The sequence below is a fragment of the Aquaspirillum sp. genome, from assembly GCF_055136605.1.
This window is the reverse complement of record NZ_JBSQVP010000019.1, coordinates 1-15,167: the sequence shown is the minus strand read 5'-3', so window position 1 is coordinate 15,167 and position 15,167 is coordinate 1. Positions and strand designations below refer to the sequence as shown.

7 protein-coding genes are annotated in these 15,167 nt (G+C 52.2%); all 7 read right to left on the bottom strand.

What is annotated here, in order from left to right:
* Positions 1-84: 84 nt before the first annotated feature.
* Genes ACTBZS_RS04845 through ACTBZS_RS04815 form a run of 7 tightly spaced genes read right to left on the bottom strand, consistent with a single transcriptional unit; the run spans position 85 to position 15,096 of the window.
* Positions 85-855, bottom strand: coding sequence for an HNH endonuclease (locus tag ACTBZS_RS04845; RefSeq protein ID WP_463043436.1), 771 nt, complete (start codon positions 853-855; stop codon positions 85-87).
* Positions 827-1,531 (bottom strand): RNA ligase family protein, encoded by a 705-nt coding sequence (locus ACTBZS_RS04840; protein ID WP_463043435.1) that lies wholly within the window; start codon positions 1,529-1,531, stop codon positions 827-829. The genes ACTBZS_RS04845 and ACTBZS_RS04840 overlap by 29 nt, the downstream gene beginning before the upstream one ends.
* Before the next feature lie 3 nt (positions 1,532-1,534).
* Entirely contained in the window at positions 1,535-2,068 is a 534-nt protein-coding gene (locus ACTBZS_RS04835; RefSeq protein ID WP_463043434.1) for a hypothetical protein, read from the bottom strand.
* Complete coding sequence (locus tag ACTBZS_RS04830) at positions 2,049-3,458, bottom strand: DUF3696 domain-containing protein (RefSeq protein WP_463043433.1); 1,410 nt, start codon at positions 3,456-3,458, stop codon at positions 2,049-2,051. Before ACTBZS_RS04830 ends, ACTBZS_RS04835 begins: the two co-directional genes overlap by 20 nt.
* Positions 3,458-7,087 carry an Eco57I restriction-modification methylase domain-containing protein gene (locus ACTBZS_RS04825; protein ID WP_463043432.1) on the bottom strand — a complete coding sequence of 1,210 codons (3,630 nt, stop codon included), beginning with the start codon at positions 7,085-7,087 and terminating at the stop codon, positions 3,458-3,460. Before ACTBZS_RS04825 ends, ACTBZS_RS04830 begins: the two co-directional genes overlap by 1 nt.
* A gap of 24 nt (positions 7,088-7,111) precedes the next feature.
* The gene (locus tag ACTBZS_RS04820; protein WP_463043431.1) at positions 7,112-9,901 is read right to left on the bottom strand and encodes a helicase-related protein; all 2,790 of its coding nucleotides are present in this window, start codon (positions 9,899-9,901) and stop codon (positions 7,112-7,114) included.
* Complete coding sequence (locus ACTBZS_RS04815; RefSeq protein ID WP_463043430.1) at positions 9,898-15,096, bottom strand: DEAD/DEAH box helicase; 5,199 nt, start codon at positions 15,094-15,096, stop codon at positions 9,898-9,900. Before ACTBZS_RS04815 ends, ACTBZS_RS04820 begins: the two co-directional genes overlap by 4 nt.
* Positions 15,097-15,167 lie beyond the last annotated feature (71 nt).

Here is a 15,167-nt window from a genome sequence, read left to right as displayed (position 1 = left end):
AACGAAAAACCAGTGACCAAGGCAATAAAAAAGCCCTATTGCGAAAGGCAAGAGGGCTGTATCGGGGGAAGCAGCAGACAAGTTTTAGCTATCAAAAACCCGCTGAAACTGGGTACGATGAAATTCGAGGTAGGGCTGATGGGATGATTCAATCCAACGCAGTTTCATACCTGCAAACAAGCCAAGGGCATGTAAATCTTGTGGAGTGAATCGAGGAGATACCAACAAAACACCACAGGAATCAAAGCTAATCAGAAAACGATCGAAAAGTGCATCTAAATTGGCGCTGAGTAGAAAACCATTAAATACATCGAGACGTTCGGCATCACTGTCACACTGCGCCCACGGTTTGGCGTGACTGGCACGCAAAACTTCAGGAATGGCAACCCCCGTTACAGCGCAAGCCCCTTCCCAATAGGCTATCAGCGCATCACGAAATTTGTTTTGTCCGATGCGCTGGCGTACAAGTCGTTCGACCTCGGTTTCTGAGCAAAGCCCACCTGTGATTTCTGGGGTACTTTGTAGATACGCGTTGGTTGTGGGATGAAAGGTATAAGCATGAGAAGCATCGGCAACATACCGTAAGGCAGTTGCCAAATCTGCTTCTGTGGTCATCTCGAATGAATCTATTTTTGACGACGCCGTAGAAAAATTAGGGGGTAATTGGGACAACACAGCACGGCAGGGAGTGTGAAAATGAACCTGATAGCCACCTCCGGGTTCTAATACAACGGCAGCTCGACTTTGATGACGAGCAGAGGCCAGAAGGACAGTGTCGCCATCAGATTCGAGCACGTGTTCAAATCCGTTATCGTTGCCAGCTTTTTCAATTAAAGCGCGTTGTAATAGATTCATATTCGATTCGGTTCCACTCAATCGTCCGCTTTCGCCAGTGAGTGTCGATAGCTTGCGTGAAATCGGGGCGAACCAGTTTAGCGCGAGCTTCGCACCAGTCAACTGATTCTCGACGGATGACCACCCCTTCCAGCGAGCCTTCGCGGTACTGGCTCTGTGTTGTGGCGACCAGTTGCTTGAGTGCAGTCACGGTGGTTTTGCCATGCTGTACTTTCGGCACCGTCACCAAACCCGCGTCACTTGCCAGTTCATTGCGCCGTGCGCTACTCCAGAACCGGCCTGCCGCACGGTCATACACATCAAAGAGCAGAAACCAGTCCGGCAATGCCGCGTAATCCAGCGAGTGGCGTGCGGCACACCATTCGCCGAACAGAATGAGGTTGGGTGTCAGTGCTGAACGCAGTGCGTCACCATGCTGCGCCAGCCACGCAGGCAAACGGGCGAACTGCCCGGCGTGGGGCTCCGCCAGATACTGCCCCCGGTTTTGCGCACGCAGGCTGCCATCTGGGGCGAGAGAAAATCCCACATTCGCCCCATCCAGCTTTTCCTCCACCAGCACATCACCCGCCAGCAGTGCCGTCACCTCATTGGGCGACAGCACCTTGTCGTCACGCGGCGAACCTTCACCCAGCCAGGCCAGGTGGGGTGTATGGGGGAAACGGAAGAAGTCGGTCATGGCTCAATCCGGCAATGCAGGCAGTGGTTTACCGGGGAACTTATTGCGATAAAACCCGCAAGCATCCTCGGGACAAAGAAATTCCACACGAACCCCCTTGGCCTGCAAGGCAGGCCACCAGTCCAACCATTTGCAGTCTGCTGCCTGCCATATAGGTGGTTTTTCTGGATGGCAGTGAGCGACTGCCGCAAATTTCCGATCTGGTGCATCAAACGCGGGTTGCAAAGCTGCATCCGGAAATTCGACGAACTCATTTTCGGCTAACTCGGTAAGGCAAATTTGCTCCACTCGCGCCGGGTTTCCAGCTTGGCGTAGCAACCATTTCAGAAACACATCGCCAACACCTTTTGGTGGATTGAGGCTGGTTTTGTTTTGGTATTCACCCAGAATGCGGAAGCCATCATCAATGACGGTTGTGCCAGCCTTCTCCATGGCTTGCAAGCGTTGTACGCAGGCGGTGACACAATCGGCAGATACATCGGGATGCTGTCCGTTGGCAACCAACAGCACATTGGTATCAATGACCGCCCGCATCATTGGCAGCCTCCTTGGCGAGTTCTTTCTTACGCTGCATCGCCGCCAGGGTACGGCCAGCAATATCCGCCATTTCGTCGCCGAAAAAGTTTTCAGGCCAATTCTCGATTTCGCCAAACATATTCAGGCGTAGCGGCTCCAGTTCGGTGGCGGAACCTGCGCGACGGCAGAAGTAGACAGCCACGTCTTCCGGTGCCACGATGCCTTCGGCGATGCGGCGTTGCAGGCGATTGAGAAAATGTTCGGAATGACTTTCGACAATTAGCTGTACATTGCGCTCTTTGCCATTTTCGCGGGCCTGTGTGGCGGAAATAAACACATCAGCAAGCTCGGCCTGCACCTGAGGATGCAAATGAATTTCTGGTTGCTCCATCCAAATGGTCGAGTTTGGGGGGCAATAGAAAGCCTGAACAAGAGCAGGTAAAACCTGCGACACGCCAAAGCCGACGTCGGTAATTTTTACTTCGCTTGCTGTGGCGTGGGTTTTGACCACGACCTCATATTCCTTTCGACCCTCAGCTACAGGCTTCACTTCAAAGCTTTCTATGATCCCCAAATCTTTAAGCCACTGCGCGATAAAGACATCAAAGCGGGTTAGGTGCTTTTTAGGCCCACGATTAAGTTTCCGGTCTTGCGCACTAGCCGCCAGAATGGCGGCAACGGCAAACTCACCTTTTTGACCAACGCTTTCTGGCGTTTCGCCAGACCACGAATAGATACGTTTAGGGTGCTCTCGCAGGGGGCCGAGATAGTAAAGGCTGTTCAATGCGGATTCAGTGTTAAGTGCAAAGTCAGATAAAAATTCAGCATTTTGGAATCGAGCACGGCTTTGGTCAGAAATCCGATAAAACTTATCGGGGTCATCTAGCGGCCAGATACGCCCAGTATTGCGCACGAATTTATATTCGCCAGAAGTAATTTCATGTCGCCCTTTCTCGTCCCGGCTGTAAGCCACAGCGAGTTGATTTTCACAGTTACGCAAGAGTTGATAAGTCAGCTTGTCCACTCTGGGCTGCTCTTTCGCATCCGCCGAAATAGTGACCGAAAGCGTTAATTCATCACCCGTAAATTTTTTATTACTGAGTGGATCACGCGCTTCCAGTTCCTTTCCGGGAATTTTCCATCCAAGCTCAAACTCCAACGCATTTTGTAAATTATGATTGTGTAAGCATTCAGCAAATGTGCCCAAATCAATCAAGGCATTATCGTCGCCCAAATGAAGCGGGCGTTTTCGATCTGCCGATAAAGTGGTCTGTTTGAGCGCCAGCAACAGATGGCCTAAGCTGCTCTTGCCCGCGCTATTGGCACCAAAGATCACCGTTAGAGGTGCCAGTTGAATGGGGCCGGTATCCTTCCAGGCCTTGAAGTTTTTCATGTGCAAAGAAGTCAGCATCAGTGCAATTCTCCTGTTTCCAATTTATCCCACGCTTCCAGCACCAGCCGTTGCGTGCGGTATTCCTTGTACCTGGCCATCTCATCAGCTTGGATGCTGCCGAATCCAGAAAATACTTTCTGGACTTCATCACGTGCCACACCAACTAACTGCAAGTACATTGCTTCGAGAGCGACTCTATGTGGATGGCTATATATTGAAACCGAAGGCGGGTCCTGGTCATGAGTAAGCCAACTATCCCTTGCAAGGGAGAGAGCAAGCTCTGCGGCACTAGACATAAGCGGGTTATCTGGAACGAACTCAGGGATCGGAACATGAGCCAGCACATACCCTTTTATGTGCTTATCCACATAAGGGCGAATAATAAAATCAGCAAAAAATGATGTTAAATATCCTGCGTAGAATGCCAACGCCAAATCTGTCTGCTGTTTCGTATCTACAGGAACAATCATTGGCGCGTCATAAGTTGAAACAAAGCCAGGCGGAACAAGGCATGGAATTAAAGTTCTCGTGTCATCATTCCGGGCGATATCTCTAAAGACCAATCTTGGGTGGTCAATCCAGACCTCAGGGTCTAGCCCCTTCCTCAATAGACGCTCTTGAACATTGATTTTGCTGACCCACTTTTCTGTGGGTCCAAATCTTGGACTGAAGTGATGGAAGCTTCCATTTTTCAATAATGTCCAGTCGTCTTCCGATTGGCGACGAACACCAAGTAACTCTTTGTCTGACGACGCATGAAACTCAGCGACAACTCGATAACCAAGCTGCTTGAGCTTCAGCAATTTCGATACGAGTACGCCATGAACATTGGCTTGAGCCTGACTGTTAAATATAACAGCGCTCCTCTCTTTGCCAATTACCGCGTCAAATTGATCGCGTGTAATTTCGCACCATGGTACTGCCTCAAGTTCAGCTGGGGATTTCACAACCGTACTGAATTTATGGTGACGTACCTGTTCCCGAGAAAAGGTCAAAGCAAGGAATCTATAGCTTGCGTGGACATCTGGAAAGAATTTCTTCTGAGCATTCTGTAAATGCAAAACGGATATTACCGAACCAGAATCGAATAGGCTTTTCCTGAGATCACCGCAATCATCTTCAAACATAAAACCAATAGGCAGCACGAACCCACATCGACCAGATTTATTCAAGAGGGAGGGAATAATCGTTATGAAAAGTTTGTACAAGTCACGACGCCCAGATAGCACCGAGTAGATTCCTACGGCAAACCATTTTTTCTGGCGTTCGTGCAAGTATTCATCCGCAGCATCGTCGCGATTTTGAACAATTTCCCACGGTGGATTACCCAGCACGCAGTCAAAACCGCCACTGGCGAACACCTGCGGAAACGCCAAGGGCCAGTGCAGCACCCGCGCTTCTGTGCATGCTGCTCGCGCATCAACAAGAGCGTCTTGTTGTTGGCTAGATAAGGCATCACCCAGCAAAGTGAGATATAGCGTGGCGCTAGTGGGGATGAGCGCTTCATCTCCTTCTCGTTTTGGCAATAGAAAGGCACCGACGAGCAAATCGGCAGCGTGTGCCAGTCGGCTGGTTTTGGCTTGCTCTAGGAACCTACGGTAGGCAGCTTCTTTAGTGGCAATCTCTTTTGTGCTGTTTTCCGGTAGGGCTTCGAGCGTTTGTAGCCCTTTAAGCAATTGGGCATCGCTCAAATCCAGCAAAGCTTGTTTGCGCTGGAAGTCTTTATCAAACTGTTTGAGCGCCGCAGCGTTGGCCTTGGCGAGCTGTTTGCAGACTTCCTTATCGTCACCCGAAAGCGGCTTGAAGGCATCTTTGGCAATGCCCAGCTCCAGCGCCTTGAGGTCAGTCAGCCCCAAGAGAGCATCACCCACTTGCAGGTGGTGGTCGAGAAAGCCCAAGGGGCGCCCTTCTTCAAAGCCTTCCAGCCACAGTGCAGTTCGAGCCAGCTCGATAGCCATGGGGTTGCGATCCACACCAAAAATGCAGCGGCTGACCACTTCGCGCAGGGCGTGGCGGAAGTCCTGTTCGGTTTGTTCGCCATCGGTTGCCCGCAGCTGTGCGAGCTTTTCCGCCAGGCGGCGTGCGGCGGCCAACAGAAAATGACCACTGCCACAGGCAGGGTCGATGACTCGAATAGCAAGCAAGGCTTCAACGGGTGATTCGGGTTGTGCAGCAATACGCTGTTCAATCACCGGGTCGAGTGCAGACTTGATCAGCTCCTGCACCAGCGAATCAGGGGTGTAATAACTGCCGGTGAGCTTGCGAGCATTACCGGCGGTGCTACCCTCGCTGGTCAAGCCAACAAAACCGAACTTGCGAGCTGGCAAATCAATCTCTGGCACCAACTCCAACAGACTTTCATAGACGCTGCCCAGTTCTTCCGGCCCCATATTGCGGTAGTCCACCGGCGCGAGCACACCCTTGTGGCTGGCCCAGCGCAGGTTTTGCATGGCGGCCAACAGGTGGGCATTATCGAGACTGGCGGCGTCGAGTGCCGGACACTGGCTAGTGGCAAACAGTCCACCGAGGGCGGGCAATGCCAAGCGCGGCTCACCGTCGCTCAGGCCCTTGAAGACGATGCGCAGCGCTTGCCAATGATCGTCAAAACGATTGCGGGCACGGCGCTTTAGACATAAATCGCGCAAACGGCCCACAGCATAGCCTTCGGCATAGGCACGGCGGGCAGTTTGAGCTTGTGGGCTCTCGTCTTTCGGATGTAACAAACCACGCTCTTCAACACTAAAGATAAAAATTAAGCGATAGATCAGCCGCAGCAGTTGTTGAAAATAGGCGTCTTTGGTCAATTCACCGTTGTGCAGTGCGCTACGCAAAGCATCGTTGGCCGAATGCTGGATAAAACCTTCGCCCAGAATCAGCAAAGCATCGGTTACGCCTTGGCGCAGGCCGTCGCGCACGCGGGTGCCTTCTTCTTGTCCAGCCGCCCGCCATTTTTCCCAGACACATTCCGTGGGGTTACCTGCGGATCGGCTGGCATGTAGCAAGCGCCAGACGTTGGCAAACTCGGCATAACGCTGACCACCGAGTAAATCAGCAAGGTCAATTTCCAGAAAGCTGGGGCGGGTCAGTGTGGCCGCATCACGCAACAGGCGCAGGGTTTTGCCATTACAGACCATTCCCCATAGATGATCGGTACTGGCATTGAGAAATTCTTGAGTCAGCATAAAAGCAGACTTCTTACGACTACCCGAACCAATGATGGCAAAGCGGGGGTCGGGTTCATGCAAGGCCAAGGTATGAGGTACAACGACCACCGGTACACTGCCGGCTATTAGGTTGATCGGATAATGTCTTTCACCCAAGGCGATGCCGGTGCAAGGCTGCAAGTTGGTATAGCCGAAGACGTCGCGCAGCAGTTCCTTCACAAAGGTATGTGTCAGTTCAGCGGCATTGATATCTGTTCGCTCAAGTTGGGCAGCAAAATGCCTCCACTGAGCACAAGCAATCTGAAAGGCACGGCTATAGTCGTCTTTAAGCTTGAGCCCCTTGGGTATGCTGTAGTCAGCTTCGGTTTGCCATTGTGCGCTACCGAGTGCGGCTTTTTCTAACTGATCGGGCAGAAACAAGCCACCTTCAAGCGTCAAGGTTGGCAGGTTGAGCGCGGCTTGGTTTTTACGGAGTTTTCTCATGTTCTTATCTCTTGTGGCCGCCGGTTACAACTCGTCAGGCAGCAACACATACACGCCCATCACATCCACAGGTAAACACGCCTTGACGCTGTATTGCCCCACATCACGGGCAGCTTGTCGTACTCGCTGATGGTCGGCCAGTAGCGTCTCGGCACGCTGAGTAGCCAAGGTTTGCAATTGCTGTGGGTGGCTTTGCAGAAAGTCCAGCGCGGTACGGATTTCGCGTTGGATGGTTTCTGGTGGCAGGTTGCCAGTGGGCTTGCATTCGAGCAGACGGCTGACGCTGTCGTCACTCAACCATTGCGGATTGTTGCGGCCAACAACAGCCAGCGCGACGGTTTCTTCGGCCATCATCTGGAAAGGTTGGCGGCGGCGCACATAGCCCAATTGATGACGCAAGCGCAGCAGGTAAATGATGGTAACCACCTCGACCGCATCAGTGAGGGTGGCGGCACAGCGTGCGGCAATGCCAGCGCTTTGGCCATCGGTGGCTAGGCTGGTCTCCAGCAGATGTTCAGCCAACACACAGACCAGCGGGTGGCTGCGGTGTAGCTCATTGAAATTGAGCAACAGGGGTTTGTCGATGCCGTCATCGGCCAGTCGTTGGCGCAGAGCTTCGGGCAAGTGCTGCGGCAAAAAGCGATACTGCTGCTTTCGTGTAGGTTCCAGCGGGGCATTGAGGCGGGTGCAGGCACTTTGTACAAAACGCTGGACGTCGGCTTGGGTACCTAATGCTTCCTGCTGTTTTTGCCATTCTGGTAATACCTCATCTGGCCGAATCCGACGCTGGGCAAAGACGGTGCGATTGGCTTTGGCTTTCTCTAGTGCATCATGCCACTGGGCTTGTAGCGGCGCGAGAATACGCTCTGGCTCACCAAAATCAAAACTGCCTTGAGCCGGTTGACGGCTGTCGCTGCGCTTCATGAGTGCCGCTTTGACCAGCGCCTGATTGATGCGGGCTTCGTCCTCCGGCATCGGTACCAACACACCCAACTCTTTTTGGATGGTTTCGCCCTTGCGCAAAATCACATTCAGCACAAACCCATCCACAGGGTTATCCTGCCCATAGAGCATGGTGCAACGCACCTCGGCTGCCTGCTGGCCAAAACGATCAACTCGGCCCTCCCGTTGCTCGTGACGGGTGGGATTCCAAGCTAAATCGTAGTGAATGACAGCGGTAAACAGATGTTGCAGGTTAATACCTTCTGACAAGCAATCGGTAGCCACCAGAATGCGTGGTTCGCCCTCTTCCATTGCTTCGACTCGCTCACGCCGCTCTTCGGGCATCAATTCACCCGTGATAGATTCAATAGTGGCTTTGGGAAATACTTTGCGTAGGTGTTCGGCAACATAGTGAGCAGTAGCAATGTAGCGACAAAACACAACGGGGTGATAACCGTCTTTCAGCAGTGTTGCAATGTGAGAAATCAGCGTAGCTAGCTTAGGGTCTCCAGCTTGACCAGAAAGACGCTGTGCTTCTTGAATCAACGTCAACAGACGACTGGCTTCTTCCAGTTGCGCCGGTGGCTCTAAATCGTTGCTGTCCAGATCATCAGTTTCGCCATCGTGTAAACGTTCATCAGCCAACAAGTGAATGCTGTCGAAGCTGCCATCCAATCGTGTGGTCAGTGCTTTGACGGCGGCGGCAGGTGACGAGGCGACACAACGCAACAGGGCGAGCGTGGCGTACCAGATGAGGCGACCACGGCCTTCGCCTTCGCGCTCAATGTTTTCAGCCAGTTCGCGGCAATAGTCCTGCACTGAATCGAAGAAGGCACCCCAGTCCCCGCTCAGTTTGTAGGTGACCTCGGTCTTCATGCGGCGGGGAAAGCCACGGCCATCACCGGTTTCGGCTTGCCATTCGGCGATGTCTTTACGACGACGTTGAACAAAATGCCGTGCCAGTTCTTGGCGGAGCGGATCGCTGGCAGAGGTTCTGTTCTGCAGTGCGACAAAGCGCGGATCGAGCAAGGACAGCAGGTTATAAAAAGCCGCCTCGTCACCGGAGTGAGGGGTGGCGGTGAGCAAGATCAGGTGCCGCTCGTCATCCTTGACCAAGCGCTGCAATAGCTCGAAGCGCAGTTGTTTGCCGGCACCGCTGCTGGCGCAGGTGTGGGCTTCGTCAACAATCACGCACTCCGGTGCGATGAACAGAAAGTGTTCGCGGTGACGCTCGCTCTTGATGTAATCAAGGCTCACCACCACGACCGGGTAGTGATCGAACAGGCTGACGCCATGAGGAATGTCGCGTTCGATGCGCGCGGCCGACGCCGATGTCAGCGCAACCGCTTGCAAGTTAAAGCGGGTTTCCAGTTCGCTTTGCCATTGCTCAACCAAGTGCGGCGGGCAAAGCACCGCGAGGCTGGCGATCTCGCCACGATCCATCAGCTCACGAGCGATCAGCCCGGCTTCGATGGTTTTACCGATACCGACGTCGTCGGCGATGAGAAGTCGCACGGTGGTCAGGCGTAGCGCCATCAACAAGGGCACCAACTGGTAACCACGCGGCTCCACGGCGATATTGCCAAACGAACGGAATGGGCCGCCGCCCGCCCGCAGCTTCAGGCGCAAGGCATCCCGCAGCAGCAATGCTGCCGCATGGTTGCCTGCCTGTTCGGGCTGTGGCCAAGGAAAGGTGGCAGGTTCAACGGGCTGCAGCTCGAGCTCAGGGATCAGGGCGATGGTGTCATCGTCCGCGCCACCGAGCGGGCGCAGGCGCAGCCAGTCACGGCGGGATTCGCTTTGCACTACCCATTCGCGCCCACGGGCACGAACCAGGTTGCCGGGCATGAAATCGTGTTCAAGCTGGGTCATTGTGTTTTCTCATGGTTGCCGAACACATCGGGATACGCAGCAAACTGCGCTTGCCATTGCGATGGGTCGGAGAAGTTCAGCACTTGCCAGCCCTTATCGGTCATCAGGGCAGTCGTATCAGGGTCAATATGATCAAGAAACACCAATGCACGAGCAGACTTGTATTGGCCAGCAGCAATGGCAGTCCCTCCGTTGACAGGAACTTGTGTAGCCTCAGGAAGGCGTAAACCTGCTGTGGTTAAAGTATCAAGCCAGTGCTGAAAACGATCATTTTTTGGTATCGTTTCGGCCACTGCTGGAGAAACTGATTTCGGCTTCACTTCAGCATTAGCCAACGCTACCAATACCTTCAGTGCATCGATATTGCGCCGGTTGATATTCTCGTGGTCAGGCTGGTTGAAATAGGAAAGCAAACATTGATAGCAACCCGCTTCACAAATCCGGTTACCTAGATCATTGGTTTGCTCCAACGCAGGCAAGTCCTCAAGCTTCCATGCCCCCTGCGGAGCGTTGTGGTGCAGCAGTTTGAGTGCGTTGTTGGCAACCTGCGCCAAGCTGGCGGGATCGCTGGCGATGCGTGTGAGCACACCAGCCCCCCCCTCGGCAGCTTCATAAAACATCAGCGCACGACGCTGGTCTATTCTAGGAAGCGGTTCAGCAACCAGCTCGGATTCTTCAATTTGAAAGGTCATCTCGATACCACGTTTGAGCGCAGCTTGCAAAGTAGCCATCGCCTCAATTGATAAGGGATGTATGGGTGCCAAAATCAGCAAATTGCGGTGATCTTCAACAAAAGGAACAATTCGCTGGTTTGGTACTTTATCGACAAGACCTTCATCTGTGCCGTCGGCATCATCACCGCCCGGTTCATCCTGTTTACTCCAAGTGCCGGTGATGGGATTGATGTAAAACCCCAGTTGCTCTTTGTTCTTGCGCCGGCGCCAGCCACGATTGATACGCCACAAACGTGCCGCAGACGCATAAGTCAACTCAGCTAATATTTCCTCGCCTTGCTTCACCTCAGCTTTGCGCTGTTGAATCATGCCATCGGGACCGGGCAGAAAACGATAGGTAGTTTGCAACTCAAATCCCTGACGCTGGCGGTCTTCATCATTGACAGAAATTCGCTCTACAGCGACTGTTTCAACCGTTTCAATACGATACAACTCACGCACCCAATCATGGTCAGTCAGCAGTGCACCACAGTTTTCACAACAATTGTCCAAGGGTTCGCCACCGCCGAGCGTGCCTAGATGACCATAGCCGCACTGACTACAAACCCGCGAGGAGAGGGTGGCAAGTTGGCTGTTGCCAGAAATATGATCAGCCGAGCCGACATTCAGTTTGGCACGCACCACGCGATACATACGCCCTTGGTGGTAAATCAAGCTGCGCGGGCCAAACTCCGACAAAGCCAAAAAGCGCGGGCGACTGACCATGCTGCCCTCATCATTCTTGCTATTAGCAGATGCCCCTGCGTGTGCAGGAATCCATGCCATTAGAGGCAAACGTGGGAAGTTGTAGCCAGGTAGAAAACCCTGGCTGGCGAGATAACGATAGGTATAAAAATCGTTATTTTGGCTATTGCCTGTTTTCAGCAGTACGGCATATTGCCGTGCAGCATCCCCGTAACGACGTTGTGCATTCTGGCGCTCACTGTGCGATGCCGTATGGCTTCTAATAATCTGGTCAGCCATCTTCATTTGCGTGCGGGTGGCATCGAACAACACACGCCAACGTTCAAGTGCCTCGGAAAAAGCTTGAGGCGCTCGTTCAATCACTTTCTGGACATAATCGGGTTTGAACCAATCACTCCCAGTCAATTCATCCTGTAATTGGGCAATGACACGCATCGCACTTTTCTGAGCACGTTGGGCCACGTCTGGATCGTTTAGCGCATCATGGTAAGACTTAAGTAATGGCTTTTCTGGTTGATCAAGATCGAGCATAGGGGAAATACTGACATCAAGAGCAATCTGCGTATTAGCCAGCCATACCGCCTGTAGATGGCTCTCGACCAAATCACGATTGGCTAGATCCAATGTCGGGGCACGTACAATGCCATGCACCATATCGCTGGCGTGTTGGAAAAACCATTGATCATGCGGACTTAACGATGCACAGTAGGTAATCACCAAAGCTTGTTGGCCCGAGCGACCCGCACGACCACTGCGTTGAGCATAATTGGCTGGTGTAGGCGGAACATTGCGCAGATATACGGTATTGAGTGCAGAAATATCAACGCCCAGTTCCATCGTGGGCGAACAGAACATCACAGGTAATCGCTCAAGGGGCACTTCATGTGCAGGGTTCTCTGCCCATTCCTTACGATCCTTGTCGGTATAACGAAAACGTTGTTCAAGTAGCTGACGTCGTCCAGCCTCAACTTGGGCTGTGTGTTCCTGCGCCTCAAAATCGAAGAGTGGATGATTTTGCTGGCGCAGTAACTCAGCGATATTCCAATAGAGGGAACGGAAGAATGGATTAGTACGGGAATCTTCTTCATTCATTAAGGTATTGGGTAACACCCAATCAAGCACAGCAGCATTCAGGCGCCACCCTACCAATTGTTGATCAAGCGCCTGCTTCTGCACATAGCCATAAAGCATAGCAGCCTGCAGTAAGGCTTCGACTAATTCAACCCACTCTGAATCTTTCCAGCTTGCAACCTGTCCAGCAAAAGCGGTTTCTTTCCAGAACGGGGCGGCTTTCACATCGCGTAACAAGCGCGACCGAGGCCCACCAGTGATCAAGTCTGTTCTTGATTTGCCTTTATTAGATTGGGGTCGTTTACCAAGGATGAGACATTTCGCGGTTTCCAGTTGTTCATCTGCGGAGAAGGCCCAACGATCATTGAGGTATGCGAAGGCGCTGGTTCGAGCCTTGTCTTGTTCGTCGGGGTTGAGATAGCGCGTCTCAAGGCAAAGCCCTCGACGCATCGTATCGAAAACCAGTCGGTACAGCTGTTCTCGATGTGAAGCATTCAAAGTAGCCAATGTGCCATTTTTTGTGTTGGCAAACACAGCATTATCGGCACAAAACTCATCCAAATGGCGGTAGTTGATTGCCAGTAAACCTAATTGATCCAAGTTAGGATTATTGAATCGCCAACCACGCCGGAGATCGCGCAACAGACGGTACGCAATAATATAACGCAAGGTGCGTTGTGCCTCTTTCTGCGCGAACCCCATGAGCTTGGGGGTGCGTAGGTATTCAACCAAAATGCTCTCATCAACTCGATCAAAGCCCAGTGCTTTAAAAACAGCATCCGATAATTGTTCTTCAGACAATACGCCATTATTGTCTTGCAAAGCACCAATAAGACCGGCGCGTAAAGTCAGCAAAAAAATAAAATCGTTGAAATGCCCTGCCTGTAGCGCTGCATCTTGCCGGTTGTCGGTAAACCCAAGCAACTTGCGCGGATCAGGTTGGCCGTTCGTTGGCTCAGTGTCTTCGAAGAGTTGGCGCAATGCGCTTAATGTCAGAATGGTGGTAGCAGATGAACGTCCCTCGCCTGAAAGACTTGCCAGACGGTTAATATCTTTACCGTGCGCTTCATGCAGTTGCCCACAGTTCAGACAAAAGCGGAATTTCCCGGGAATGAACCAAAATGATTCACCTTGTCCCTGCTTGCCTTGAACATCAACCTGAATGGGACATGGCATCGCTTTTTTGTAGTTCTGTTTGATCTTAGGTTGGTCGCGACTCAGATCGAGCCATGTTTCTGGCAGAGTTTCAAGATCGCCACGATAGGACAAATTCGAGGTGGCAGGACACAGAAAGCCATAAAAAACGTCTTCGTTATCTTCTGCGCTAATGTCATCAATTTCGCGCGGTGTATAACTTATTGGCTGCCGTTTTGATTGCCAAACCGGTAGGTACTCTTGTCCACAGTCTCGGCAAAAATGGACAGGATAGAGTTGAGCGCCTTCTTCCTGCCGGCCTGGTGCAAAACGCTGAGCATCTAATGTGACATGACGAATGCCCTGCCCTTCAAGCGTGGTGAGAACCTTACCCGGACCGCTAATAAACTGGTGCAATTTGAACGCGAAAGGTGGCCGTCCTTGAGGTGTTCTGATGTCATGTGCAGCGACTAGGAACTGCTGTAGAGCGGTTCGTGCGGTCTCAATTTCGCAGCCAGCATCTCTAGCCAATTTTTCACTGGCAGCTTGAATAGTCATTGGCTTTGCACGGCGAGGGGGCTCGTTGCTAGGTAATTCAATACCAAGATTCAATTCAACCCAGATCGCTAAAGGATCGACCTGAAATGCCTTAAAGTCATTCCATTCAAACAGGGTACGGGTAACTGCCTCTGCCAAACTTGCCTGCACAGCAGCAACATCCATCGATGGATCTGTCACTCGTTCAAGCGTTTCACCAATGATGTCTTGCTCAGAGATATACGTACCAAAAAGCTTGCTAGCTACCTCTGCCACTGTTTTGTTGCGATCAGTCAGACTTCCCGTACTCGACATAGTGGCCGATGTACCAATACAAACTAGGCGATCGGCCTGTAAACGTTCTCGTAGCCGACGCACCAGCAATGCAACGTCGGCCCCTTGACGGCCACGGTAGGTATGAAGCTCGTCGAGAATTAGGAATTCCAAACCTTGGCAATGATCCACTACGCGGCGATCCACCTCGTCAAAACGAGTCAGGATCAGTTCAAGCATCATGAAGTTGGTGAGCAGGATGTCGGGCGGGTTGTTTGCTATCGCATCACGTTCAGTTTTTGACTCCTGCCCGGTATACCGCGCTACGGTGAAAGGCTTTTGTTCTACTGGATAGCCATAAAGGAATTTATCGAGTTCTTCGAGCTGGCTGTTCGCCAGGGCGTTCATCGGATAGATCACGATGGCGCGGGTTCGTGCGATTTTGTCCTTTTCTTTTGCCTTCAATATCCGATCAATGACCGGGATGAAGAAAGAGAGTGATTTGCCAGAGCCAGTGCCCGTTGTAACCACATAGCTCTGTTTTGCTTGGCCCTTGGCCAATGCTTGCATCTGATGCGCATAAAGATGCAGCGGCTGGGGGCACCCCTCGGCTTTGCCCACTTGAAAGAGATCTGCACAAGCACCGTGCAAAACGCCTTCCGCAACCAACTGCTGCACCGTCCCCTTGCGCTGATAGTTTGGATTGATTTGGACGAGGGGTTCTGGCCAATAGCGTCCATTAACAGATGATTCAGCAACCACTTTCTGGATATCATGAGCAGCAATACGAACAAAACTTTTTGAAAAAAGAGAATACTCTTTAACTATATTGT